At 60.4% G+C, this 23089-nt stretch carries 19 protein-coding genes; 8 read left to right on the forward strand and 11 right to left on the reverse strand.

Features of this window, described 5'->3' with window-relative positions; all coding sequences use genetic code 11:
• Nucleotides 1-40: 40 nt before the first annotated feature.
• Nucleotides 41-886: an MIP/aquaporin family protein gene (locus tag ACJ8J4_RS24120; RefSeq protein ID WP_004931095.1), complete on the reverse strand. Its 846-nt coding sequence runs from the start codon at nucleotides 884-886 to the stop codon at nucleotides 41-43.
• Nucleotides 887-1410: 524 nt separating this feature from the next.
• Here ACJ8J4_RS24120 and zapB point away from each other — a divergent pair.
• Nucleotides 1411-1650, forward strand: a complete 240-nt coding sequence (gene zapB, locus ACJ8J4_RS24125; protein ID WP_004931092.1) for a septal ring assembly protein ZapB — start codon at nucleotides 1411-1413, stop codon at nucleotides 1648-1650.
• A gap of 60 nt (nucleotides 1651-1710) precedes the next feature.
• Here the strand turns inward: zapB and rraA are convergent, their stop codons facing one another.
• From rraA to priA, 7 genes are all read right to left on the reverse strand, one after another.
• Nucleotides 1711-2196, reverse strand: a complete 486-nt coding sequence (rraA, locus tag ACJ8J4_RS24130; RefSeq protein WP_004931090.1) for a ribonuclease E activity regulator RraA — start codon at nucleotides 2194-2196, stop codon at nucleotides 1711-1713.
• 75 nt (nucleotides 2197-2271) lie between these two features.
• Entirely contained in the window at nucleotides 2272-3189 is a 918-nt protein-coding gene (locus ACJ8J4_RS24135) for a 1,4-dihydroxy-2-naphthoate polyprenyltransferase (protein ID WP_015379416.1), read from the reverse strand.
• Between the two features lie 96 nt (nucleotides 3190-3285).
• Nucleotides 3286-4620 (reverse strand): HslU--HslV peptidase ATPase subunit, encoded by a 1335-nt coding sequence (gene hslU / locus ACJ8J4_RS24140; protein WP_025304663.1) that lies wholly within the window; start codon nucleotides 4618-4620, stop codon nucleotides 3286-3288.
• Nucleotides 4621-4632: 12 nt separating this feature from the next.
• On the reverse strand, nucleotides 4633-5163 hold the full coding sequence (gene hslV, locus ACJ8J4_RS24145; protein ID WP_004931085.1) for an ATP-dependent protease subunit HslV: 531 nt from the start codon (nucleotides 5161-5163) through the stop codon (nucleotides 4633-4635).
• A 102-nt stretch (nucleotides 5164-5265) separates the two neighbouring features.
• The gene (gene ftsN / locus ACJ8J4_RS24150) at nucleotides 5266-6201 is read right to left on the reverse strand and encodes a cell division protein FtsN (RefSeq protein WP_043140979.1); all 936 of its coding nucleotides are present in this window, start codon (nucleotides 6199-6201) and stop codon (nucleotides 5266-5268) included.
• 65 nt (nucleotides 6202-6266) lie between these two features.
• Nucleotides 6267-7295, reverse strand: a complete 1029-nt coding sequence (cytR, locus tag ACJ8J4_RS24155; protein WP_025304661.1) for a DNA-binding transcriptional regulator CytR — start codon at nucleotides 7293-7295, stop codon at nucleotides 6267-6269.
• A 291-nt stretch (nucleotides 7296-7586) separates the two neighbouring features.
• Complete coding sequence (gene priA, locus ACJ8J4_RS24160) at nucleotides 7587-9782, reverse strand: primosomal protein N' (RefSeq protein ID WP_049205326.1); 2196 nt, start codon at nucleotides 9780-9782, stop codon at nucleotides 7587-7589.
• Nucleotides 9783-9982: 200 nt separating this feature from the next.
• Here priA and rpmE point away from each other — a divergent pair, with 200 nt between their 5' ends.
• Nucleotides 9983-10198, forward strand: coding sequence for a 50S ribosomal protein L31 (rpmE, locus tag ACJ8J4_RS24165; RefSeq protein WP_004931078.1), 216 nt, complete (start codon nucleotides 9983-9985; stop codon nucleotides 10196-10198).
• A gap of 77 nt (nucleotides 10199-10275) precedes the next feature.
• On the opposite strand, the gene metJ is transcribed toward rpmE, so the two are convergent.
• Entirely contained in the window at nucleotides 10276-10593 is a 318-nt protein-coding gene (metJ, locus tag ACJ8J4_RS24170; RefSeq protein WP_006317756.1) for a met regulon transcriptional regulator MetJ, read from the reverse strand.
• 304 nt (nucleotides 10594-10897) lie between these two features.
• On the opposite strand from metJ, the gene metB reads away from it, so the two are divergent.
• The 3 genes from metB (at nucleotide 10898) to metF (ending at nucleotide 15622) form a co-directional block, all read left to right on the forward strand.
• Nucleotides 10898-12058 carry a cystathionine gamma-synthase gene (gene metB, locus ACJ8J4_RS24175; RefSeq protein WP_060448501.1) on the forward strand — a complete coding sequence of 387 codons (1161 nt, stop codon included), beginning with the start codon at nucleotides 10898-10900 and terminating at the stop codon, nucleotides 12056-12058.
• 2 nt (nucleotides 12059-12060) lie between these two features.
• Complete coding sequence (locus tag ACJ8J4_RS24180) at nucleotides 12061-14496, forward strand: bifunctional aspartate kinase/homoserine dehydrogenase II (protein ID WP_043140969.1); 2436 nt, start codon at nucleotides 12061-12063, stop codon at nucleotides 14494-14496.
• 229 nt (nucleotides 14497-14725) lie between these two features.
• Nucleotides 14726-15622 carry a methylenetetrahydrofolate reductase gene (metF, locus tag ACJ8J4_RS24185; RefSeq protein ID WP_004931071.1) on the forward strand — a complete coding sequence of 299 codons (897 nt, stop codon included), beginning with the start codon at nucleotides 14726-14728 and terminating at the stop codon, nucleotides 15620-15622.
• 106 nt (nucleotides 15623-15728) lie between these two features.
• On the opposite strand, the gene ppc is transcribed toward metF, so the two are convergent.
• Both ppc and argE read right to left on the reverse strand, forming a co-directional pair.
• Nucleotides 15729-18365: a phosphoenolpyruvate carboxylase gene (ppc, locus tag ACJ8J4_RS24190; protein WP_025304657.1), complete on the reverse strand. Its 2637-nt coding sequence runs from the start codon at nucleotides 18363-18365 to the stop codon at nucleotides 15729-15731.
• A gap of 257 nt (nucleotides 18366-18622) precedes the next feature.
• Nucleotides 18623-19768 carry an acetylornithine deacetylase gene (argE, locus tag ACJ8J4_RS24195; protein ID WP_197836510.1) on the reverse strand — a complete coding sequence of 382 codons (1146 nt, stop codon included), beginning with the start codon at nucleotides 19766-19768 and terminating at the stop codon, nucleotides 18623-18625.
• 216 nt (nucleotides 19769-19984) lie between these two features.
• On the opposite strand from argE, the gene argC reads away from it, so the two are divergent.
• The 3 genes from argC to ACJ8J4_RS24210 are packed head-to-tail and all read left to right on the forward strand — an operon-like array spanning nucleotide 19985 to nucleotide 23029.
• The gene (gene argC, locus ACJ8J4_RS24200) at nucleotides 19985-20989 is read left to right on the forward strand and encodes an N-acetyl-gamma-glutamyl-phosphate reductase (protein WP_025304655.1); all 1005 of its coding nucleotides are present in this window, start codon (nucleotides 19985-19987) and stop codon (nucleotides 20987-20989) included.
• A gap of 20 nt (nucleotides 20990-21009) precedes the next feature.
• On the forward strand, nucleotides 21010-21783 hold the full coding sequence (gene argB, locus ACJ8J4_RS24205) for an acetylglutamate kinase (protein ID WP_016929723.1): 774 nt from the start codon (nucleotides 21010-21012) through the stop codon (nucleotides 21781-21783).
• Nucleotides 21784-21808: 25 nt separating this feature from the next.
• Nucleotides 21809-23029 carry an argininosuccinate synthase gene (locus tag ACJ8J4_RS24210; protein ID WP_019452247.1) on the forward strand — a complete coding sequence of 407 codons (1221 nt, stop codon included), beginning with the start codon at nucleotides 21809-21811 and terminating at the stop codon, nucleotides 23027-23029.
• Nucleotides 23030-23089: the final 60 nt, after the last annotated feature.

Raw genomic sequence — 23089 nt, forward strand, 5'->3', positions numbered from 1 at the left:
TAATTATCCTGCTGTTGTTAACCGTGTAAAACTGCACCCATCACGCTTTGCGCTGCTGGGTCTTGGCGTCGGGCTCTTCTTCCGTCACGCAGACGTCGCACGGCAGGTGGCGGCCAATCAGCGCGCGGTAACCGAAAGCGCCCAGGCCACAGCCGACGATAGGAGCGAAGATCGGCACCAGGAAGTATGGGATGTCGCGTGCGCCGGTGAAGGCGACTTTGCCCCAGCCGGCCAGGTAGGCGAACAGTTTCGGGCCGAAGTCACGCGCCGGGTTCAACGCAAAGCCGGTCAATGGTCCCATGGAGGCGCCGATCACGGCAATCAGAATACCGATCAGCAGCGGTGCCAGCGGGCCGCGCGGAATGCCGTTGCCGTCGTCGGTCAGCGCCAGGATCAGGCACATCAGGATTGCCGCGATCACCATTTCTACCAGGAAGGCCTGGCCGACGGAGATGTGCGCGTTAGGGTAAGTCGAGAAGATGCCGGCCAGTTCGAGGCTTTCGTTGCTGCCGCGCACCATGTGGTGCGCCGCTTCGAAGTCGAAGAACAGGTTGTAGTACAGCCCGTAAACCAGGGCGGCGGCGCAGAAGGCGCCGGCGATCTGCGCAATGATGTAAGGCACCACTTTGCGCCCGTCGAAGCAGGCGAACAGCCACAGGGCGAGGGTGACCGCCGGGTTGAGATGCGCGCCGGAAATGGCGGCGGTCAGATAGATGGCCATGGCGACGCCGAGGCCCCAAATGATGCTGATTTCCCACTGGCCGAAGCTGGCGCCCGCCAGTTTCAGTGCGGCAACGCAGCCTACGCCAAAGAAGATCAGCAGCGCCGTGCCGAGGAACTCGGCGATGCACTGGCCTTTTAATGTCGGACTGGTGGTTTGGCTCATAATGTTGGTGTCCTGCAAAACGGCGGTTGTTGGTTTATAGGCTCAGTTGGGTAGAGATCCGGCCTATGGGCACAGTTTTTTTCATCTCGTCCAATTATTGAATGAGGACGTGATGTAAATTTATCGTTAACGAACATAAACGAGAAATAGCGAAATCAAAATGTGTGTGGCGCGTCATAAAATTGAGCGATTTCGCGTCGTTTAGTGTTCTTTCTGAGCCATAAAAGTGTGATCTGACCAGTGGTTTGGTGAGGGCTGTTAACAACTCGCGGCGATGATGGTGGGGATTTTCAGTTTTTACTGATGGTGAGGGCAGGAAAATTGCAACAGACTGCGCGATGATCCGGTATGTTGCTAGACAGGCGGAGACTGGCTACTTACAATCGTTTTTAACGAATCGAGACTGGCGCGCCTTCCGTAACGGCGCGCGTCACTGAGCGCGATGCAATATTCGCAGTAGCTGCAGCCGACGTTGCGGCCGCTACTTATAGATGTACGCCTTGCTATCATGAGGGGACTGAAGCATGTCATTTGAAGTATTTGAGAAACTGGAAGCAAAAGTACAGCAGGCGATTGATACCATCACCTTGTTGCAGATGGAAATTGAAGAGCTGAAAGACAAAAACAACTCTCTGTCGCAGGAAGTTCAGGCTGCCTCCGGCAACCACGAAGCGCTGGTGCGCGAAAACCAACAGCTGAAAGAAGAACAGCACGTATGGCAAGATCGCCTGCGCGCGCTGCTGGGCAAAATGGAAGAGGTCTGATTCCTCACGCCATGCAGCAACGAAAAGGGCGCCTCAGGCGCCCTTTTTCATGTCCGAAAATCACTCGATGTCGAGCGGGTCTTCGGAGAGGATGATGCCGGTGTTGTCGGCATACAGGTGATCGCCGGAGAAGAAGGTGACGCCACCGAAGTTGACGCGGATATCGCTTTCGCCCACGCCTTCGCTTACGGCACCCGCCGGGATCGCCGCCATCGCCTGAATGCCGATGTCGAGTTCTTCCAGATCGTCCACCTGGCGCACCGCGCCGTACACCACGATGCCTTCCCATTCGTTCTGGGCGGCCAGGCGCGCCAGTTCGGCGTTGATCAGCGCCCGGCGAACCGAACCGCCGCCGTCGACCAACAGCACGCGGCCGCGGCCGTTTTCTTCAAGCAGATCGAATAACAGGCCGTTATCCTCAAAGCATTTCACCGTGGTGATCTGCCCGCCAAATGAAGTACGCCCGCCAAAATTGGAGAACAGAGGTTCAACAACGTTCACCTCTTCATGATAGATGTCGCAAAGTTCGGAAGTATCGTATTTCATAGGATTTTACGTCTGTTTGCCGCTGGAATGTTCAGTATATCCCTTTATTCGCCCTGTTGGCAAAATCATCAGTTTTTAACTGAGTGCCACGCCGATGGCGAACAGCAGGTTGGCCAGCAACGCCGCCTTGACCATGTGCTCCAGCATCGGCCGCATGCCGACCGGCGTCGGATCGCGCAGCACGCGCAGGCCGTGGCGCACCAGCAGCGGGATCGCCAGCACGAACAGCCAGCCCCACGGGCTGTGGAGATTGAACAGCGTAAACAGCGCGAAACACAGCACCGCGCCGCCGAGCAGCAGGGCATGGTAAATGCGCGCCTTGTGCGGGCCGAGGCGCACCGCCAGCGTGTTCTTGCCGTTTTCGCGATCGCTCTCGATATCGCGCAGATTGTTGATGTTGAGCACTGCCGTCGCCAGCAGGCCACAGGCGGTGGCCGGCAGCATCACGACGCTGTCGAAGGTGTGCGTTTGCAAATAGTAGGTGCCGGCCACGCTCAGCCAGCCGAAGAACACCAGCACCGAGATGTCGCCCAGCCCCAAATACCCGTAGGGCTTATTGCCGACGGTATAGGTGATGGCCGCCACGATAGACAGCCCGCCCAGCACCAGGAAGCCCACCACGTCGCTGGGTTGCTCGCAGGCGACGGCGATCAGCGAACAGCCGGCGAGGGCAATCAGCACCACCGTCACCACCAGCGCCCGTTTCATCTGCGCCTGGGTGATCATGCCTTTTTGCATGCCGCGCAACGGCCCGATGCGATCTTCTTTGTCGCTGCCTTTGACCGCATCGCCGTAGTCGTTCGCCAGGTTGGAGAGGATCTGCAGCAGGCCGGCGGTCAACAGCGCCAGCAGCGCCACTTCAGGTTTCAGGCTGCCGTGCCAGGCGGCGATGGCCGAGCCGACCACGATGGAGGCAAAAGCCAACGGCAGGGTGCGGGGGCGTAGACTTTCCAGCCAGGCGGAGATCGGGGTGGTGGAGGTTGATGAGCTCATGTTTCGCTTCTGTCAGTAAGTTGCGGTGTCCGTTAGAAATAATTGTGGGAGGCAATGCCTCCCACACAGATGACTGACAAGACAATGATTGAGCGATTATAGGATAAAACGACTCAAATCTTCATCCGCCACCAGTTCATCCAGATGACTGCGCACGTAATCCGCATCAATTGTAATGGATTGGCCATTAATTTCACTCGCATCGTAGGAAATATCTTCCATCAGACGTTCCAGCACGGTGTGCAGACGACGCGCGCCGATGTTCTCGGTGCTTTCGTTGACCTGCCACGCGGCTTCGGCAATGCGGCGGATGCCGTCGGCGGTGAACTCGATATTGACGCCTTCGGTGCCCATCAGCGCTTTGTACTGCTCGGTCAGCGACGCGCTCGGCTCGGTCAGGATGCGCTCGAAGTCTTCGGTAGTCAGCGCCTGCAGCTCAACGCGGATCGGCAGACGGCCCTGCAGTTCCGGGATCAGATCCGACGGATTGGCGGTCTGGAACGCGCCGGAAGCGATGAACAGGATGTGGTCGGTCTTCACCATACCGTGCTTGGTCGACACGGTGCAGCCTTCCACCAGCGGCAGCAGATCGCGCTGCACCCCTTCGCGCGAGACGTCCGGGCCGGAGCTCTGGCCGCCGCGCTTACAGATTTTGTCGATCTCGTCGATAAACACGATGCCGTGCTGTTCAACCGCTTCGATCGCCTGCTCTTTCAGCTCTTCCGGGTTCACCAGCTTGGCGGCTTCTTCTTCCACCAGCAGCTTGAAGGCTTCTTTGATCTTCACCTTGCGCGGCTTTTGCTTCTGGCCGCCGAGGTTCTGGAACATCGACTGCAGCTGGTTGGTCATCTCTTCCATGCCCGGAGGCGCCATGATTTCCACGCCCATCGGCGCCGCGGCCAGATCGATTTCGATCTCTTTGTCGTCCAGCTGGCCTTCGCGCAGTTTCTTGCGGAATGCCTGGCGAGCGGCAGACGGCTCCTGATGCTCTTCCGGCTGGCCCCAGTTGTTCTTTGCCGGCGGGATCAGCACGTCGAGGATACGCTCTTCGGCCAACTCTTCGGCACGGGTGCGGTTTTTCTCGATCGACTGCATGCGCACCATTTTGATGGCGGCATCGGTCAGATCGCGGATGATGGAATCCACTTCTTTGCCCACATAGCCCACTTCGGTGAACTTGGTGGCTTCAACCTTGATGAACGGCGCGTTGGCCAGCTTCGCCAGACGACGGGCGATTTCGGTTTTACCGACGCCGGTCGGGCCGATCATCAGAATGTTTTTCGGGGTCACTTCGTGACGCAGCATCTCGTTGAGCTGCATCCGGCGCCAGCGGTTGCGCAGGGCAATGGCGACAGCGCGTTTGGCCTTGTTTTGGCCAATGATATAGCTGTCCAGTTCGCTGACGATCTCGCGCGGGGTCATTTCAGACATGGTATTCGATCCTTACGCTTTGGAAGGCAATTCTTCAATGGTGTGGAAATGGTTGGTGTAAATACAGATGTCGCCGGCGATGTTGAGGGATTTCTCAACGATGTCGCGGGCGCTCAGCTCGGTATTTTCCAACATGGCGCGGGCTGCGGCCTGGGCGTACGGGCCGCCGGAGCCGATGGCGATCAGATCGTTTTCCGGCTGCACCACATCGCCGTTGCCGGTGATGATCAGCGAGGCGGTTTCATCGGCGACCGCCAGCAGCGCTTCGAGCTTGCGCAGCATGCGGTCGGTGCGCCAGTCTTTCGCCAGCTCGACGGCGGCTTTCACCAGGTGGCCCTGATGCATTTCCAGTTTGCGTTCAAACAGTTCAAACAGCGTGAAGGCGTCAGCGGTGCCACCGGCGAAACCGGCGATCACTTTGTCGTTATACAGGCGACGCACTTTCTTGACGTTACCCTTCATCACCGTATTACCCAGGGTTGCCTGGCCATCACCACCGATGACGACCTGGCCGTTGCGGCGTACGCTTACAATTGTTGTCACGAGCAGACCCTCGTTAAAAACGGAAAGAAGTCCCCGTAGCGCCTGCTTTCGCAGACGCTACGAGGCATATTGAGAGTATAGATGGGGGGGGATTGACGCTTTTCAACCCCCAACGGAGAGGGGAATGCAACTCGACATGCCGACGCCCTTCAGGCGTGAAAGGGTTTTGTCCGCGGCGGCGCGGCTGCTGTACGGGCCGAGCACCACGCGATTCCAACCGCCACCGGCGGTGATGCGGCTCTCGATGCCTTCGAACGCCAGGCGCGCACGTACGGATTCAGCCTGATCGGTGGCGCGGAACGAACCGCATTGCACCATCCACTTCTGTTTCGATTCCGGTTTGGTTTCCTGCTTGGCCGTTTCCTGTTTCACTTCCGGTTTGGGCTCCGGCTTCGGTTGCGGCTTCGGCTCAGGCTGTTTCACCTGCACCGGCGGTGGGGTGACCGGCTTCGGCTGCTGGTGCTGCTGCACCGGCGCGGTGGTGGCCCCGTTGTTGAACGGGTTACGCGGCGGTTGGCTGACCTGCTGCTGTTGCTGTACCGGCTGCTGCTGCATTTGCTGTTGTTGCATCTGCTGCTGCTGGCGGGTGCTGCGCGCGTTGGCCTGGCCCGGATCGTTATACGGCACTTCGTTCAGCTGCGTCGGGCGCTGCTGCATATCGGCCTGCATCTGCTCCAGCAGCTGCCGCTGTTCGGCGGTCAGCTGAGTTTTGGAATTGAGCTCGCCGCCGGCCGTCGGTTCGGTCGGGGTTTGCACGCCGATCTGCCGATTTTCCAGCTCTTTGATGTAGCGCCAGCGCTCTTCCGGCTTCGGCGGCAGGCCGTTGCCGGGGCGCGTGGTGTGCGCAGGCAACAACGGCGCGTCTTCCGGCTTGTTGTGCGTAATGAAATAGAGGCCACCGACAAAGACAACCAGCAACGCGGCGGCTAACGCCAGCACGGTTTTGGAAACCTTCGGAGAACTGCGTTTTTTACGGCTGGGGGTTTTACGCTTAGCTCCTGCTGCGCGCCCACGGCTTACATAGTCTTTTTGTGCCACTATTATTCCGCTGTGTCCTGATGAGAGGATAAGTCCGTCATGTTACTGAACCCTAAAATATTTGACTAGCGTTTCGGGGCAGCGGTGCTGCCTCTGATAATCAATTCACTGTCCAACAGTCGGGAGCCGCTGGCCACCGTCTGGCCGTTCAACTGCTCCAACAGTAACAACATCGCCTGCTGGCCGATCTGGAAGCGCGGCTGCGCCACCGTGGTCAGCGGCGGATCGCAATACTGCGCCAGCTTGAGGTCGTCAAAGCCGACGATCGACAGATCCTGCGGTACCCGCAGCCCCATTTTCTTCGCCTGGGACAGCACGCCGATTGCCATGACATCGCTGTGGCAGAACACCGCCGTCGGCGGTTTCGGCTGAGCCATCAGCTGGGTCAGCGCTTGCGCGCCGGCTTCGTAGGTAAAATCACCCCGGGTAATATAGCTGCTTTCGACGGTAATGCCATTACGACGTAGCGCTTGAACGTAACCCTGTAGCCGATAATGGCTCAGCGGCATCTGTTCCGGCCCGGCGACGCAGGCGATCTGCCGGTGGCCCAGTTGATGCAAATAATGCACGGCTTCAAAGGCGGCGGTCAGGTTGTCGATATGCACCGTCGGCAGTTCCAGCTCGGGCGCGAACTCGTTGGCCATCACCATCGGCGGCAGGTTGCGCTGCTCTTCCTTGCTGGCGTCGAACGGCAGGTTAGAGCCCAGCAGCAGCATGCCGTCGATCTGTTTGGTGATGATCAGATTGACGAAGGTGCGTTCTTGCTGGTTTTGCTGCGCGCAGTCGCCGATCAGCACCAGATAGCCTTGTTGGGCGGCGGTCTGTTCGATCCCCTGGATCACATCGGCGAAAAACGGATCGCAGATGTCGGGCACGATCACCAGGATAGTGCGAGATTCGTTGCGTTTGATATTGCGTGACAGAGCATGAGGAGAATAACCCACGGCCAGCACGGCCTGTTCTACTTTCTGGCGCGTTGGCGTCGACACCTTTTCCGGGTTCATCAGCGCACGCGATACGGTAGCCGTTGAAACGCCCGCCATTTCGGCGACGTCTTTCATGGTCGCCATGGATAACTCTTTCTTGTGTTCCAACGCCTTTCTCCTTGCGTCAGCCCCATGCCGACGCCACTACTGCTGTTTGCTCACAATGTCCGGCATGCGGTGGCGGGATTGTTGTCATTGAGCGCCACTCGCGTTCGGGCACTCCGTCGCGCTGCGATGTGGCGACAAAATTTGCCCTCGCAGACATTCTAAACAGAATACGCCCCGCCTTTGTTACCTAATTTGCATAAAAAATGTGACCTGAGAAGGTTTTTTAGCGTTCGCTCGCAATTTCAAGGGTAAACGTTTGCACTGCCGCAGCTAAATCGGACTTTTCCGGGATCAGCTGTCGATCGGATCGACATCCAGCGTCCATTTCACCTTGCGCGTTTGCGGCAGAGTGCCGATCAGCGGCAGCGAGCTTTTCATCAGCTGTTGCAGGACGCGCCGCGTCGGATGTTGCAGCAACAGCTGCCAGCGGAAACGGCCGCCGCGTTTCGACTGCAGCGCCGGCACCGGGCCCATCACCCACAGCGAGTCGTCCTTCAGCGGGCTGGCTTCCAACAGATTGCGCAGCTGCTGCAAGAACAACGGGGCCTGCTGGTTGTCGTGATCTTCGGCGCGCACGATGATGTGGCTGGTGTAAGGCGGCAGAAACACGCTGTTGCGCTCCGCCAGCGTCTGTTTGGCGAAGGCGTCGTAACCCTGTTGCAGCAGCACCTGCAGCAGCGGGTGCTCCGGATGGTGGGTTTGCAGCAGCACTTCACCCTGTTTGCCCGCGCGGCCGGCACGCCCGGAGACCTGGGTATACAGCTGAGCGAAACGCTCGGCGGAGCGGAAGTCGGCGGAGAACAGCGCGCCGTCCACGTCCAGCAACGCCACCAGCGTGACGTCGGGAAAATGGTGGCCTTTGGCGAGCATCTGTGTGCCGATCAGAATGCGCGCTTCGCCGCGATGAATATCCGCCAGGTGTTGCTCCAGCGATCCTTTGCGGCTGGTGGTGTCACGATCGATGCGGGTGATCGGCGTGTCGGGGAACAGCGGCGCCAGCTCATGCTCCAGCTGTTCGGTGCCGACGCCGACCGACACCAGATGGGTGGAGCCGCACTGTGGGCACTGGTGCGGCACCGGTCGCTGGCTGTCGCAGTGGTGGCAGCGCAGCTGACGCTGATGCTGGTGGAAGGTGTAGTAGTGATCGCAGCGCTGGCACTCGGCGATCCAACCGCACTCGTGGCACAGCAGCGCCGGGGCGTAACCGCGGCGGTTGAGGAACAGCATCACCTGGTTGCCGGCTTTTAAATGGTGCTGCATGCTTTTCAAAAGCGGTTGCGACAGGCCGACCTTCAGCGGCAGCCCTTTCAGATCGATCAGGTGCTGCGCCGCCGGTTTGGCGTTGCCCGCGCGCTGGGTGAGCTTCAACTGGCGATATTTGCCCAGTTGCACGTTGTGCAGCGTTTCCAGTGCCGGCGTGGCGGAGCCCATCACCATCGGGATGTCTTCTTCCCGGGCGCGGAACACCGCCAGATCGCGGGCGTGGTAGCGCCAGCCTTCCTGCTGTTTATAAGAGCTGTCGTGCTCTTCGTCGATGATGATCACGCCCAGCTGCCGGAATGGCGTGAACAGCGCCGAACGGGTACCGATGACGATGGCGGCTTCGCCGCTGCGCGCGCGCAGCCAAACCGCCAGCCGCTCGCTGTCGTTCAACCCGGAGTGCAGCACGTCCACCGGCGCGTTGAAGCGCTCGCGAAAGCGGGCGATGGTTTGCGGCGTCAGGCCGATTTCCGGCACCAGCACCAGCGCCTGTCGGCCTTTGGCCAGTACGTTTTCCAGCACGCTGAGGTACACCTCGGTCTTGCCGGAGCCGGTCACCCCGGCCAGCAGCCAGGCGGCGAACTGCTCATCCTCGCTTCTGATCGCCCCGACGGCGGTAGCCTGTTCGGTGTTCAGCCGCAGCCGCTCGCCGAGCACCGCGAAGTTGGGGCGCCAGTCGTGCGTATCCGCGACCTGAGCGCGCAGATCGATCAGCCCTTTGGCGCGCAGTGCCTGCAGGGCGCTTTCCGTCAGCTCCAGCTGGCTGACCTGGTGGCGATAGACCGGGCGTTGCAGCAGCGCCGCCAGCGCCTGCTGCTGTTTCGGCGCGCGTTTCAGGCTTTCGGGCGGGGTGGCACGCCCCTCTTCGGTGGCGAACCATTGCCACAGCGGTGCGGCCTCGGCCGGTTTGCCTTGCCGCAGCAGGATCGGCAGCGCATGGAACAGCACCTCGCCGATGGGGTAGTGATAGTAATCGCTGGCCCAGCGCAGGATGCGCCACAGGCTGGGGGAGAACAGCGACTCGGCGTCTATCACGCTGTCGATCGGTTTGAGCTTGTCCAGCGGCAGTTCGCTGGTGTCGCTGCAGCCGGTGACGATGCCGATCGCATGCTGCCTGCCCCAGGGCACGCCCACGCGCGCGCCGGCCACCGGCTGCATGCCGGGCGGCAGCAGATAGTCGAAGGTGCGGGCGAGGGGGACCGGCAAGGCAACGTGTACGACGGGCATGATCTCATCCAAATTGAAAAAAAGTGGGCATCAGTTTACACGGCGCATCGGCAAATGTACGGTTCCGATTGCGCGCCTCGGCTAATGCTGTATAATTTGCCGCCTTTGGTATAATTCGATACCAAAATTCTATTATCAACCACGTGTGGTGTCTGGCGAAATAGGGCTGGATAGCGACACGGCCTTAACTGAGGTTTCCCATGAAACAAGGTATCCACCCAAAATACGAAGAAGTTACTGCTAACTGCTCTTGCGGTAACGTGATGAAGATCCGCTCCACCGTGGGCCACGATCTGAACCTGGACGTTTGTGGCGCATGCCACCCGTTCTACACTGGCAAGCAGCGTGACGTTGCTACCGGTGGCCGCGTTGACCGCTTCAACAAGCGTTTCAGCGTACCAGGCGCTAAGAAATAAGATTTCTTATCGTCCGATGAAAAAGGCGCCTTGGGCGCCTTTTTTCGTTTCTGCCGCCGGCGTTCGCCGGGCGGTTCTCAATATTCCCAGGTATCGGGATCGACACCCAGTTCGCGCATCAACACTTTTGCGGCTTCCGGGATTTCATCGCTGCGCTCTTTGCGCAGGTCTTCATCGTTCGGCAGCGGCTGGCCGGTAAAGGCATGCAGAAACGCTTCGCACAGCAGTTCGCTGTTGGTGGCGTGGCGCAGGTTGTTCACCTGGCGACGGGTCCGTTCGTCGGTGAGGATTTTCAGGACCTTCAGCGGAATGGATACCGTGATCTTTTTGACTTGCTCGCTTTTTTTACCGTGTTCAGCGTAAGGGCTGACATACTCGCCGTTCCACTCAGCCATGGGACACCTTAACTTTGTCAGAAAAATTACAAAATTCTAAAAACCGGCCAATTATGCCCGATCTTCACTGTTCTCACTAAATAAATGTCAATTTTACGCGACCAGGGTCACTGAATGCCCCGCTTCGGTCAGGCATTGCCGTTTAACATCTTATCGTCATGTCATATCGGCATAATTTTAGCGGGTATTGTGTCATTGCTCAATCTATACGCAAAGAAGTTTAGATGTCCAGATGTATTGACGTCTATCAATCCTGCGATTACTCTTTAGGCCTCATTCACCGAACCGAGAGCCGAGCGAGACCATGACGCGTAAACCAGCCACGATTGCCGTACGCAGCGGCCTGAACGATGACGAACAGTACGGCTGCGTCGTCCCGCCGATTCATCTGTCCAGCACCTATAACTTTACCGACTTCAACCAACCCCGAGCCCATGACTACTCGCGCCGCGGCAACCCGACGCGCGACGTGGTGCAACGTGCGTTGGCGGAGCTGGAAGGCGGCGCCGGCGCGGTGATGACCGGCAGCGGGATGTCGGCGATCCATCTGGTGACCACTGTGCTGCTGAAGCCCGGCGATCTGCTGGTGGCGCCGCACGACTGCTACGGCGGCAGCTATCGGTTGTTCGACAGCCTGAGCAAGCGCGGCGCCTATCGCGTGCTGTTCGTCGATCAGGGTAATGAAGAAGCCTTGCAGCAGGCGCTGGCACAAAAGCCGAAGCTGGTGCTGATTGAAAGCCCCAGCAATCCGCTGCTGCGGGTGGTGGATATCGCGGCGATCTGCGCGGCCGCGCACGCGGCGGGCGCGTTGACGGTGGTGGACAACACCTTCCTCAGCCCGGCCCTGCAACAGCCGATCGAACTCGGTGCCGATCTGGTGGTCCATTCTTGCACCAAATACCTGAATGGGCATTCGGACGTGGTGGCCGGCGCGGTGATTGCCAAAGATCCCGAGCTGGCGGTCGAATTGGCTTGGTGGGCGAACAATATCGGTGTAACCGGCGGTGCGTTCGACAGCTATCTGCTGCTGCGCGGCATGCGCACGCTGTCGCCGCGCATCAAGGCGGCGCAGCAAAACGCCGAAGCGATTGTCGGTTATTTACAGCAGCAACCGCTGGTGAAAAAGCTGTATCATCCCTCCCTGCCGGAAAATCCGGGGCATGAGATCGCCCGCCGGCAGCAGCGTGGTTTCGGCGCGATGCTGAGTTTTGAACTGGACGGCGATGAAGCGGTGCTGCGCCGTTTTCTCTCTGCCCTTGAGCTGTTTACTCTGGCAGAATCGCTGGGCGGCGTAGAAAGCCTGATCTCGCATGCAGCGACCATGACCCACGCCGGCATGGCGGCGGAGGCGCGGGCAGCGGCCGGCATCTCCGAGAGCCTGCTGCGCATTTCCGTGGGTATTGAAGACAGTGAAGATTTGATTGCCGATCTGGAACGCGCTTTCCAGGCGGCGGCAACGAGGTAAGCATGAATGCAATTGCTGTAGCAGGGCCGGTGAGCGGGCGTCAACTGCACAAGTTTGGCGGCAGCAGTCTGGCGGATGTGAAGTGTTATCTGCGTGTGGCCGGGATTATGGCGGAATACAGCCAGCCGGGCGACATGATGGTGGTATCGGCCGCCGGCAGTACCACCAACCAGTTGATCAACTGGCTGAAGCTCAGCCAGAGCGATCGCCTGTCTGCGCACCAGGTGCAGCAGACGTTGCGTCGTTATCACAGCGATCTTATCAGCGGCCTGTTGCCGCCGGAAAGCGCCGAGCCGCTGATCGCCGAGTTCATTCAGGATCTGGAACGTCTGGCGGTGCTGCTGGACGGTAAAGCTGACGAGGTGTGCTATGCCGAAGTGGTCGGGCACGGCGAGATCTGGTCGGCGCGCCTGATGGCGGCGGTGCTCAACCACCTGGATATGCAGGCGGCCTGGCTGGATGCGCGTGATTTCCTGCGCGCCGAACGCGCCGCGCAGCCGCAGGTGGATGAAGGCCGTTCTTATCCGCTGCTGCAGCAATTGTTGGCTCAACATCCGGGCAAGCGCCTGGTGGTGACCGGCTTCATTTCGCGCAACGACGCCGGGGAAACCGTGCTGTTGGGGCGCAATGGCAGTGATTACTCTGCCACTCAGGTCGGCGCGTTGGCCGGCGCTGCGCGCGTCACCATCTGGAGCGACGTGGCCGGGGTTTACAGCGCCGATCCGCGCAAGGTGAAAGACGCCTGCCTGCTGCCGCTGCTGCGCCTGGACGAAGCCAGCGAGCTGGCGCGTCTGGCTGCGCCGGTGTTGCACACCCGTACCCTGCAGCCGGTCTCCGGCAGCGATATCGATCTTCAGCTGCGCTGCAGCTACCAGCCGGAGCAGGGCTCGACGCGCATCGAGCGCGTATTGGCGTCCGGCACCGGCGCCAAGATTGTCACCAGCCACGATGACGTGTGCCTGATTGAGCTGCACGTCGCCGCTCAGCATGACTTCAAACTGGCGCAGAAAGAGTTGGATCTGGTGCTCAAACGCGCGCAGATCAAACCGCTGGCGGTGGGCATCCATCCTGACCGCAATCGGGTGCAGCTGTGCTACACCTCCGAGGTGGTCAACAGCGCACTGGCGATCCTGCAGGCCTCGGCGCTGCCGGGTGAACTGCATCTGCGTGAAGGGTTGGCGCTGGTGGCGATGGTCGGCGCCGGGGTATGCAAGAACCCGCTGCACAGCCACCGTTTCTATCAGCAACTGAAAGATCAGCCGGTCGAATTTATCTGGCAGGCGGAAGATGGCATCAGCCTGGTGGCGGTATTGCGCCAGGGGCCGACCGCGCTGCTGATTCAGGGGCTGCACCAAAGCCTGTTCCGCGCCGAGAAGCGCATCGGTCTGGTGCTGTTCGGCAAGGGCAACATCGGGTCGCGCTGGCTGGAGCTGTTCGCCCGTGAACAGACCAATATCTCCGCGCGCAGCGGCTTCGAATTTATCCTGGCGGGGGTGGTGGACAGCCGCCGCAGCCTGCTGAACTATGACGGGCTGGACGCCAGCCGCGCGCTGGCATTCTTTGAGGACGAAGCGCAGGAGCTGGATGAAGAATCGCTGTTCCTGTGGATGCGCGCGCACCCGTTCGACGATCTGGTGGTGCTCGACGTGACCGCCAGTGAAGAGCTGGCCGGGCAGTATCTGGATTTCGCCAGCTACGGTTTTCACGTGATCAGCGCCAACAAGTTGGCGGGGGCCTCGTGCAGCGACAGCTATCGCCAAATACGCGACGCCTTCGCCAAAACCGGCCGCCACTGGCTGTATAACGCCACCGTCGGCGCCGGGCTGCCGGTCAACCATACGGTGCGCGATCTGCGCGACAGCGGCGACAGCATTCTGGCGATCAGCGGCATCTTCTCCGGCACGCTTTCCTGGCTGTTCCTGCAATATGACGGCACGGTGCCGTTCACCGAGCTGGTGGATCAGGCCTGGCAGCAGGGGCTGACCGAACCGGATCCGCGGGTCGATCTCTCCGGCCAGGACGTGATGCGCAAGCTGGTGATCCTGGCGCGCGAGGCGGGCTACGACATCGAACCGAACCAGGTGCGGGTCGAGTCGCTGGTGCCGGCGGGCTGCGAGCTGGGCTCCGTCGATCAGTTCTTCGAGAACGGTGAGGCGCTGAATCAGCAGATGCAGCAGCGCTTTGAGGCCGCCAGCGAAATGGGCCTGGTGCTGCGCCACGTGGCGCGTTTCGACGCCAACGGCAAGGCGCGGGTCGGCGTGGAGGCGGTGCGCCCTGAGCACCCGCTGGCCTCGCTGCTGCCGTGCGACAACGTGTTTGCCATCGAAAGCCGCTGGTATCGCGATAATCCGCTGGTGATCCGCGGGCCGGGCGCCGGCCGCGATGTGACCGCCGGCGCTATCCAGTCAGACCTTAACCGTTTGGCGCAGCTGCTTTAATCCTCTGCGGGCGCGGGCTCAACGCGCCCCTTTGCTTTTCCTGCCATACTTATCTTTGCCGCGATCATGAAATTCCCTCGTTGAGCGGGTGAGGATTAATCATCTTATTCCCCTCATTTTCCTGTTGACTCTTTAGCCAACATGCGGCATTTTCTATCTAGACGTCTAAACGTATAGACGCTCATCAAGATGAAATAAAAACAGTGATCGATAAAGAGGTGAGCAGGGTATGAGTTTTTTCCACGCAAACCAGCGGGAAGCGCTGAATCAGAGTCTGGCGGAGTTGAACGGCCAGATTAACGTATCATTCGAGTTCTTCCCGCCACGCACCAGCGAGATGGAAGAGACCCTGTGGCAGTCGATCGATCGTCTGAGCATCCTCAAACCTAAATTCGTTTCCGTCACCTACGGCGCCAATTCCGGCGAGCGCGATCGCACCCACAGCATCATCAAGGGGATCAAGGAGCGCACCGGCCTGGAGGCGGCGCCGCACCTGACCTGCATCGACGCCAGCCCGGCGCAGCTGCGCGACATTGCGACCGATTACTGGAACAGCGGCATCCGCCATATCGTGGCGCTGCGCGGCGATCTGCCGCCGGGCGGCGGCAAGCCGGACATGTACGCGACCGATCTGGTGGCGTTGCTGAAAGACGTGGGTGACTTCGACATTTCCGTCGCCGCCTACCCGGAAGTGCACCCGGAGGCGAAAAGCGCCCAGGCCGATTTGATTAACCTGAAACGCAAGATCGATGCCGGCGCCAGTCGCGCCATTACCCAGTTCTTCTTCGACGTTGAGAGCTACCTGCGCTTTCGCGACCGCTGCGTTGCCGCCGGCATCGACGTGGAAATCGTGCCGGGCATTCTGCCGGTGTCCAACTTCAAGCAGCTGCAGCGCTTCGCCACCATGACCAACGTGCGGGTGCCAAGCTGGATGACCAGCATGTTCGAAGGGCTGGACGACGATGCGGAGACCCGCAAAATGGTCGGCGCCAACATCGCCATGGACATGGTGAAGATCCTGAGCCGCGAAGGGGTGAAAGATTTCCACTTCTATACGCTGAACCGTGCAGAGATGAGCTACGCGATCTGCCACACGCTGGGCGTGCGCCCGGTGGCCGCCGCCTGACAGGCTTGTTCCATTGAAAAGGGCGTCGCTTTACCGCGGCGCCCTTTTTTTGTGGGGGAAAGGCATAAAAAAACGGCCCCGATAAACGGGGCCGCGATGAGGCTCACTAGCCGGTGTTGCGCATCCCGGCGGCGACGCCGGCGATGGTAACCATCAGCGCCTGCTCGACGCGGGCGTCCGGCTGTTCCTGCTGGCGCGAGCGGTGCAGCAATTCGGCCTGCAAGACGTTCAGCGGGTCGGTGTAAACGTTGCGCAGCGCGATGGATTCAGCGATCCACGGCAGGTCTTCCATCAGGTGCGCATCGTTGGCGATGGTCAGCACCACCTTGATGTCGCTTTCCAGCTGATCGCGCAGCTGTTGACCCAGCGGCCACAGTGCTTTATCCACCAGGCGCTGATCGTAGTATTCCGCCAGCCACAGGTCGGCTTTGGCGAACACCATTTCCAGCATGGCGATACGGGTGGAGAAGAACGGCCAGTCGCGACACATCGCTTCCAGCTCCGCCTGTTTGCCGGCTTTCACCGCTTCCTGCAATCCGGCGCCGGCGCCGAGCCAGGCCGGCAGCATCAGGCGGTTCTGCGTCCAGGCGAAGATCCACGGAATGGCGCGCAGGCTCTCTACGCCGCCGTTCGGCTTGCGCTTGGCCGGGCGTGAACCCAGCGGCAGTTTGCCCAGCTCCAGCTCCGGCGTGGCCGCGCGGAAGTAAGGCACAAAGTCCGGGTTTTCACGCACGTAGCCGCGATACATCCGGCAAGAGGTCTCGGACAGATCGTCCATCAGCGCCCGCCATTCTTTCTTCGGTTCCGGCGGCGGCAGCAGGTTGGCCTCGAGGATCGCGCCGGCATACAGCGCCAGGCTGCTGATGGTGACTTCCGGCAGGCCGAACTTGAAGCGGATCATCTCGCCCTGTTCGGTGACGCGCAGGCCGCCCTTCAAGCTGCCCGGCGGCTGAGACAGCAGCGCCGCATGCGCTGGTGCGCCGCCGCGGCCGATGGAGCCGCCGCGGCCGTGGAACAGCGTCAGCGCTACGCCAGCCTTTTCACAGGTTTTGATCAGCGCGTCCTGCGCGCGGTACTGCGCCCAGGAAGCGGCCATCACACCGGCGTCTTTCGCCGAGTCGGAATAGCCGATCATCACCATCTGTTTGCCCTGGATGAAGCCGCGATACCAGTCGATGTTCAGCAACTGGGTCATCACGTCGTCGGCGTTGTTCAGGTCGTCGAGGGTTTCGAACAGCGGGGCGACCGGCAGCGCGAACGGGCAGCCGGCCTCTTTCAGCAGCAGGTGCACCGCCAACACGTCGGAAGGCGTGCGCGCCATCGAAATCACGTAGGCGGCGATCGAACCCTGCGGCGCTTCGGCGATCACCCGGCAGGTTTCCAGCACTTCCTGCGTATCGGCGCTCGGTTGCCATTTCAGCGGCACCAGCGGGCGTTTGGAGTTCAGTTCGCGGATCAGGAACGCCTGCTTATCGGCTTCCGACCAGCTTTCATAATCGCCCAGCCCCAGATAGCGGGTCAGCTCGGCGATGGCTTCGGTATGGCGGGTGCTTTCCTGGCGCACGTCGATACGCACCAGCGGCACGCCGAAGCAGCGCACGCGGCGCAGGGTATCCAGCAGTTGACCATTGGCGATGATGCCCATGCCGCAGGCCTGCAGCGACTGGTAGCAGGCATACAGCGGCTCCCACAGCTGCTCGTTGTTCACCAGCAGGTCGTGCGGTTTCAGCACGCGCTCGCCCTTCAGGCGACCTTCCAGATAGGCCTGGGAGCTCATCAGCTGGCTGCGCAGCTGCTTCATGATTTCGCGGTACGGTTCCTGCACTTCGTCACCGCCGGCGCGGGCGCGCAGCTCCGGGGTGCACTCGGTCATCGACAGCTCGGAGACCAGTACCTGAATATCGCGGGTGAACAGGTCGCAGGCTTTCCAGCGGCTGAGCAGCAGCACATGGCGGGTAATTTCGGCGGTGACGTTCGGGTTGCCGTCGCGATCGCCGCCCATCCAGGAAGTGAAGCGCACCGGCACCGCTTCTACCGGCAGGCTGTAATCGATGGAGTTTTCCAGCTGTTCGTTGAATTCGCGCAGGAACGCCGGCACGCCTTCCCACAGGCTGTTTTCCACGACGGCAAAACCCCATTTGGCTTCGTCGATCGGAGAAGGGCGGTGTTTGCGAATTTCATCGGTGTGCCACGACTGGGCTACCAGCTGACGCAGGCGGCGCATGATCTTGTTGCGCTCGTAGTCGGCCAGATCGTTGTGATCGAGCTGGCTGAGGCAGGTGTTGACCTCCACCAGCTTGTGGATCAGGGTGCGGCGGGTGATCTCCGTCGGGTGCGCCGTCAGCACCAGCTCGATGGAGAGTTGCGACACCGCGTGCTGCAGCTCTTTGTCGCTGAGCTTTTTGTCTTTGAGGCGGCTGAACAGTTGAGCCAGCGCTTCCGGATTGCTGGCGGCTTCGCCGTTGGGCGAAATGCTGTGGTACTGCTCGGCGACGTTGGTCAGGTTGAGGAACTGGCTGAAGGCGCGCGCCACCGGCAGCAGCTCGTCGTTGGACAGGTTCTGCAGGGTGGAGAGCAGCTCCTGGCGATGCGCTTCGTTGCCGGCGCGTGAGGATTTGGAAAGCTTACGGATGGTCTCAACGCGATCGAGAATATGCTCGCCCAGCGCTTCTTTGATGGTATCGCCGAGCAATTTGCCGAGCATACTGACATTACTGCGCATTGCCGAATATTGTTCGTTCATATAACCCCTGACCCAGTTCTGTATGATTTTTATCTTGTAAATAAATTTCACGCGTCAGGCGCAGACCGCCTGCCTGATCACATCGCGTTCCTGTCCAATCGTCAATTGACACTATTTTTAGCAAAAAAACATCAAAATCGGCGCATTTTCTGAAATTTAATTACGCCGCGTGGGTTATCAGCGTGGCTTATTTCGCTGCATTCTACTTATTTTGAGTTAGGGGAAGCATAAAGCATTTCCCCTGCTAAATGTCTGGTTTATTGCTGGCAAAAGTGATTGATCAGCTGGCCCAACAGTTTGCGCGTCGGTTCGATAAACGCGGTGTCGATGTATTCGTCCGGCTGGTGGGCCTGATCGATGGAACCGGGGCCGAGCACCAACGTCGGGCAGACCTGCTGAACGAACGGCGCTTCGGTGCAGTAGTTGACCACCTGCGTGCGGGTGCCCAGCAGTTCCTCGATCACTGCCACCATGCGGTGGTCGGTCGGGCATTCGTAGCCCGGTACCGACGCGTGCAGCTCTTCGATGCTCAGGCGGCCCGGCCAGCGTTGGCTCACCGGCTCCAATGCCTGATGCATCAGTTCGTTGATGTTGTCGAGCGTCATGCCGGGCAGCGGGCGGATATCCAGGTGCAGCTCGCAGCAGGCGCAGATGCGGTTGGCCGCGTCGCCGCCGCTGATATGGCCGAAGTTCATGGTGGGATAAGGCACGGCGAACGCCGGGTTGTTGTAGCGCTCCTGCAGGGTTTTGCGCAGCTCCATCAGGCGGCCGATGGACTCGTGCATCAGATCGATGGCGTTGACGCCGCGTGCCGGATCGCTGGAGTGGCCGGACTGGCCGACGATGCGAATGGCGTTGGCCATGTGGCCCTTGTGTGCGCGCACCGGCTGCAGCGAGGTCGGCTCACCGATGATGGCGAAATCTGGACGAATGGCGGTAGAGGCGGCGAAGTAACGCGCGCCGGCCATCGTCGTTTCTTCATCTGCGGTGGCTAAAATGTACAGCGGCTTGGTCAATTTGCTCGCGTCGATATCGCGCACCGCATCCAGAATAAAGGCGAAGAAGCCTTTCATGTCGGCGGTGCCTAGCCCGTAGAGCTTGTTGTCGTGCTCGGTCAGGGTGAAGGGATCGCGCGTCCAGCGGCCTTCGTCGTAAGGCACCGTATCGGTGTGGCCGGCCAGCAACAGGCCACCGCTGCCTTCGCCGATGCTGGCCAGCAGGTTGAATTTGTGGCGCGACTCCGGCACCGGCTGTACGTCGACGCGAAAGCCCAGGTCGGCAAACCATCCGGCCAGCAAGTTGATTAACGCCTCATTGCTCTGATCGAGGCCGGCATCGGTGGCGCTGATTGACGGAGTGGCGATCAACGCCCGGTACAGCTCAATAAATGGAGGTAATTTCATCTTCACTGTTGACAGCCTTTGGTTAGGATAGTATCAATATTCATGCATTTATTTTGAATAAAAATACAGTAAGCCGACGCGTAAGGGAACCCGATACCCGGATGTTTATAAAAGCATCAACGCCTGGCTCCGTGGGTGAACGGCGCAACAACGCTGGCTAGCCCTGTTACCTGGGTCGCAAGCGACCGCACGTCAGTTTAGAAGGTGAAAGGCCACATGTTGAATACGCTGATCGTTGGTGCCAGCGGTTACGCCGGAGCGGAGCTCACGGCTTACCTGAATCGCCACCCACACATGAACATAACCGCTTTAGCGGTTTCAGCGCAAAGTGCAGATGCAGGAAAGTTGCTTTCCGATCTCCATCCCCAGTTGAAAGGCATCGTCGATCTGCCGCTGCAACCGTTGACCGACGTTGCCAAGGCGGCGCAGGGCATCGACGTGGTGTTCCTCGCCACCGCCCATGAAGTCAGCCACGATATCGCACCGGCCTTCCTGGCGGCGGGCTGCGTGGTGTTCGATCTGTCCGGCGCCTTTCGCGTGCAGGACGCCGGTTTTTATAGCCAGTACTACGGTTTCGAGCATCAGCATGGCGCCCTGCTGGAGCAGGCGGTGTACGGCCTGGCGGAGTGGCAGAGCGACAAGATCAAACAGGCGCAGCTGATTGCCGTGCCGGGCTGTTACCCGACGGCGGCGCAGCTGGCGCTGAAACCGTTAATCGAAAAACAGCTGCTGAACCTCGACCAGTGGCCGGTGATCAACGCCACCAGCGGCGTTAGCGGCGCCGGTCGCAAGGCCAGCATGACCACCAGCTTCTGCGAAGTGAGCCTGCAGCCGTACGGTATTTTCACTCACCGGCACCAGCCGGAGATCGCCGCGCACCTGGGCGTGCCGGTTATCTTTACGCCGCACCTGGGCAACTTCCCGCGCGGCATCCTTGAAACCATCACCTGCCGCCTGAAAGCCGGCGTGACCGCGCAGGACGTCGCGGCCGCCTATCATGCCGCCTATGACGACAAGCCGCTGGTGCGGTTGTACGACCAGGGCGTGCCGGCGCTGAAAGCGGTGGTGGGGTTGCCGTTCTGCGATATCGGTTTTGCGGTGCAGGGCGAGCATCTGATCGCCGTCGCGGTGGAAGACAACCTGCTGAAAGGCGCGGCGGCGCAGGCGGTGCAATGCCTGAATATCCGTTTCGGCTTCCCGGAAACCCAGTCACTCCTTTAAACCAGCGTGAGTAAACAGCAATGAACCCGTTAATTATCAAGTTAGGTGGCGTGTTATTAGACAGTGAAGAAGCGCTGGAGCGTCTGTTTACCGCGCTGGACAGCTACCGCCAGCAGCATCAGCGTCCGCTGGTGATCGTGCACGGCGGCGGCTGCGTGGTGGACGAACTGATGAAGCAGCTCGCTTTGCCGGTGGTGAAAAAGAACGGACTGCGGGTTACGCCGGCCGATCAGATCGACATCATCACCGGCGCGCTGGCCGGCACCGCCAACAAAACGCTGCTGGCGTGGGCGATTAAACATCAAATCAACGCCGTCGGCCTGAGCCTGGCGGACGGCGGCAGCGCGGTCGTGACCCCGCTCGATCCGGCATTGGGCCACGTCGGCAACGCGCAGCCCGGTTCGCCCGCGCTGCTCAATACCCTGCTGGGCGCCGGCTACCTGCCGGTTATCAGCTCCATCGGCATCACCGCCGAAGGGCAGTTAATGAACGTGAACGCCGATCAGGCGGCGACGGCGCTGGCGGCGACGCTGGGGGCGGACCTGATCCTGCTGTCGGACGTCAGCGGCATCCTCGACGGCAAGGGGCAACGCATTGCGGAAATGACGGCGCAAAAAGCGGAACAACTGATCGCGCAAGGCATCATCACCGATGGTATGGTGGTGAAGGTGAATGCGGCGCTCGACGCCGCCCGCACCCTCGGCCGCCCGGTGGATATCGCCAGCTGGCGCCATGCCGATCAGCTTCCTGCTTTGTTTAACGGCGTGTCGATTGGCACCCGGATCCTCGCTTAATTTTAGAATTAGAAAGGAATAGATCATGCAAAACCAAGGCATCAAAAAAATCGTTCTGGCGTACTCCGGCGGCCTGGATACCTCGGCCATCATTCCATGGCTGAAAGAGAACTACGGCGGCTGTGAAGTGGTGGCGTTCGTGGCGGACATCGGCCAGGAGCGCAGCGATCTGGAAGGCGTGGAGCAAAAAGCCCTGCAGTCCGGTGCCTCTGAATGTCACGTGGTCGATCTGCGTGAAGAATTTATCCGCGATTACGTTTATCCGGTGCTGCAGACCGGCGCCCTGTACGAGGGCAGCTACCTGCTGGGTACCTCGATGGCGCGGCCGATCATCGCCAAGGCGCAGGTCGAGCTGGCGTTGAAAGTGGGCGCCGATGCGCTGTGCCACGGCGCGACCGGCAAAGGCAACGACCAGGTGCGTTTCGAGACCACCTACACCGCGCTGGCGCCGCAGCTGAAAGTGGTGGCGCCGTGGCGCGAGTGGAACCTGCGTTCCCGTGAAGCGCTGCTGGATTACCTGAAAGAGCGCAACATCCCGACCACCGCGTCGCTGGAAAAAATCTATAGCCGCGATGAGAACGCCTGGCACATCTCCACCGAAGGCGGCGTGCTGGAAAGCCCGTGGAACGCGCCGAACAAAGATTGTTGGGTATGGACCGTCGATCCGCAGGAAGCGCCGGATCAGCCTGAGCAGGTGACCGTTACCGTTGAGAAAGGCCGCGTCGTGGCGGTTAACGGTAAAGCGCTGTCGCCGTACCAGTGCCTGGAAACCCTGAACGCGCTGGGCGCCAAGCACGGCGTCGGCCGGATCGACATCGTGGAAAACCGCCTGGTGGGCATCAAATCCCGCGGCTGTTATGAAACCCCAGGGGGCACCATCATGGTGGCGGCGCTGCGCGCCGTCGAGCAGCTGGTGCTGGATCGCGACAGCTTCAAATGGCGCGAGCAGCTGGGCCTGGAGATGTCCTATGTGGTGTACGACGGCCGTTGGTTCGCGCCGCTGCGCCGCTCGCTGCAGGCCTCTGCCGAAGCATTGGCTGAAGAGGTGAACGGCGAAGTCGTGCTGCAGCTGTACAAAGGTCAGGTGACGGCGACTCAGAAGAAATCCGCCAACAGCCTGTACTCCGAAGAGTTCGCCACCTTCGGCGAAGACGAAGTTTACGATCACAGCCACGCGGGCGGCTTTATCCGCCTGTTCTCTCTGTCTTCACGCATCCGCGCGTTGAACGAGAAAAAGAATAAATAACCGATTGGCGTGACTCTGCAAGGGCGCAGCATGCTGCGCCCTTTCGCATAAAAATTCAGG

It is taken from the genome of Serratia sp. CY47280 (genome assembly GCF_052168655.1).
Lineage (GTDB): Bacteria > Pseudomonadota > Gammaproteobacteria > Enterobacterales > Enterobacteriaceae > Serratia > Serratia bockelmannii.

Excerpts from the sequence above, each read along its gene's own strand:
- ACJ8J4_RS24120 (WP_004931095.1), bottom strand. The coding sequence starts at position 886 with ATGAGCCAAACCACCAGTCCGACATTAAAAGGCCAGTGCATCGCCGAG.
- zapB (WP_004931092.1), top strand. The coding sequence starts at position 1,411 with ATGTCATTTGAAGTATTTGAGAAACTGGAAGCAAAAGTACAGCAGGCG.
- rraA (WP_004931090.1), bottom strand. The coding sequence starts at position 2,196 with ATGAAATACGATACTTCCGAACTTTGCGACATCTATCATGAAGAGGTG.
- ACJ8J4_RS24135 (WP_015379416.1), bottom strand. The coding sequence starts at position 3,189 with ATGAGCTCATCAACCTCCACCACCCCGATCTCCGCCTGGCTGGAAAGT.
- hslU (WP_025304663.1), bottom strand. The coding sequence starts at position 4,620 with ATGTCTGAAATGACCCCGCGCGAGATCGTCAGCGAACTGGACAGCTAT.
- priA (WP_049205326.1), bottom strand. The coding sequence starts at position 9,782 with ATGCCCGTCGTACACGTTGCCTTGCCGGTCCCCCTCGCCCGCACCTTC.
- rpmE (WP_004931078.1), top strand. The coding sequence starts at position 9,983 with ATGAAACAAGGTATCCACCCAAAATACGAAGAAGTTACTGCTAACTGC.
- metJ (WP_006317756.1), bottom strand. The coding sequence starts at position 10,593 with ATGGCTGAGTGGAACGGCGAGTATGTCAGCCCTTACGCTGAACACGGT.
- metB (WP_060448501.1), top strand. The coding sequence starts at position 10,898 with ATGACGCGTAAACCAGCCACGATTGCCGTACGCAGCGGCCTGAACGAT.
- ACJ8J4_RS24180 (WP_043140969.1), top strand. The coding sequence starts at position 12,061 with ATGAATGCAATTGCTGTAGCAGGGCCGGTGAGCGGGCGTCAACTGCAC.
- metF (WP_004931071.1), top strand. The coding sequence starts at position 14,726 with ATGAGTTTTTTCCACGCAAACCAGCGGGAAGCGCTGAATCAGAGTCTG.
- ppc (WP_025304657.1), bottom strand. The coding sequence starts at position 18,365 with ATGAACGAACAATATTCGGCAATGCGCAGTAATGTCAGTATGCTCGGC.
- argE (WP_197836510.1), bottom strand. The coding sequence starts at position 19,768 with ATGAAATTACCTCCATTTATTGAGCTGTACCGGGCGTTGATCGCCACT.
- argC (WP_025304655.1), top strand. The coding sequence starts at position 19,985 with ATGTTGAATACGCTGATCGTTGGTGCCAGCGGTTACGCCGGAGCGGAG.
- argB (WP_016929723.1), top strand. The coding sequence starts at position 21,010 with ATGAACCCGTTAATTATCAAGTTAGGTGGCGTGTTATTAGACAGTGAA.
- ACJ8J4_RS24210 (WP_019452247.1), top strand. The coding sequence starts at position 21,809 with ATGCAAAACCAAGGCATCAAAAAAATCGTTCTGGCGTACTCCGGCGGC.